Origin of the sequence: Candidatus Darwinibacter acetoxidans (assembly GCF_041936445.1) — a bacterium.
Classification (GTDB): Bacteria; Bacillota; Limnochordia; order Darwinibacteriales; family Darwinibacteriaceae; genus DTU010.
This window is the reverse complement of record NZ_JBHGXH010000146.1, coordinates 1-1,155: the sequence shown is the minus strand read 5'-3', so window position 1 is coordinate 1,155 and position 1,155 is coordinate 1. Positions and strand designations below refer to the sequence as shown.

The 1,155-nt window shown below is 58.8% G+C and carries 2 protein-coding genes; both read right to left on the bottom strand.

Features of this window, described 5'->3' with window-relative positions; genetic code table 11:
- Positions 1–276 (bottom strand): phage head completion protein (locus tag ACE4YL_RS05265; RefSeq protein ID WP_461369338.1); only part of this gene is annotated, 276 nt, incomplete at its 3' end.
- Complete coding sequence (locus tag ACE4YL_RS05260; RefSeq protein ID WP_461369337.1) at positions 276–1,097, bottom strand: head-tail connector protein; 822 nt, start codon at positions 1,095–1,097, stop codon at positions 276–278. The genes ACE4YL_RS05265 and ACE4YL_RS05260, both read right to left, overlap by 1 nt.
- Between the last annotated feature and the right edge of the window lie 58 nt (positions 1,098–1,155).

Below are 1,155 nucleotides of genomic sequence, written 5' to 3'. Positions count from 1 at the left end.
GTCTCCGATGCGCCCCCGGATTTTGCTTTTGTCTGCGGCAAGCAGGCTGTAGAGCCTTTTATCGTAGGCGATCTCATAGATGCCGGTGATCTCCGCCTGCGGTTGCGCCACACCCCACGCGGCCCAGTAGGAGCGCCCGCGGGACGGAACGGGCCTGCCCCACCTTTTAAGCGGCGGGTTGAAGGATTGCCAATCGGGAATAGGCTGCCCGGCGGTGTCCACGGTCCCGATGTCCTGCTCAAATTCGATTCTTATGCGGAAGTCACCAGCTGCCATTAGCGGTTCGCCTCCTCGTTGAAAAAGAATCGCGTTTTCCAGAGCAGGGCCTCAGCGGTGCCGGGGATCATCATCGGCACGTGGCCACGGCCAGCTACGCTTTCCCTGTTTTCGTAGTAGGTGCCTACCGTCTGCAGGAGTGCGGCCTTGACGTGCCAGGGAATATTGCCGCAGGGGTCGGTTACTTCTTGAATGTAGCCTGCGGTAATTGATACATCCTCGCCGGGCGGTTCATTGAAGACAATCTGGCCGGTTTCACGGTTTAGGGTGTAGTCTGCTGTTTCATCGCCGTCAAGATAAATTGTCACGCTGCCCTCTTTCACCGGGATGTTTTTCAGGGCAAATTCTGTTTCCTCATCGTCGCCGGTTCCCACTTCTTCGCCGGTGTGCTCAGCTTCCGATTCCTTCGCCGGGTAGCCGGAAACATACCTCACCCGGACCGCTCCGGCGGGGTATAGTTCGGCGGTGGGCCAGGACTTGCCGGGCTTCAGGATAACCGCTGGCGGTTCATCGAGAGCAGGCAGCCAGTCGGTGAATTCGTGCTCGGCGCCATCGGCATCCATGTATGTCACGGAGAGGATCTCTTGCACCGGGGGCCGGGGGAGCATAATCCGGTCGCGGACCGGGAAGCGATCAAGCACGTATTCCAGGGTGCGCTCGATGTAGCTGCGGCCATGGAAGTCCTCGCAGTCCTCCCGGGCCGTCTGGATGTAGCCTTCGATCAGGTCCTTTTCATCATCGATGTCAAGGCGGAGCTGGGCCTTCGCCTCGGAGAGGCTGACGGGCTCGGTGATGGGGGGAACTATGATCTTGAGAGCCATTTAATCACCCTCAATCTTCCTCAACTTCTTTCGGATACCAGGCACCGGCGAAAAAGAT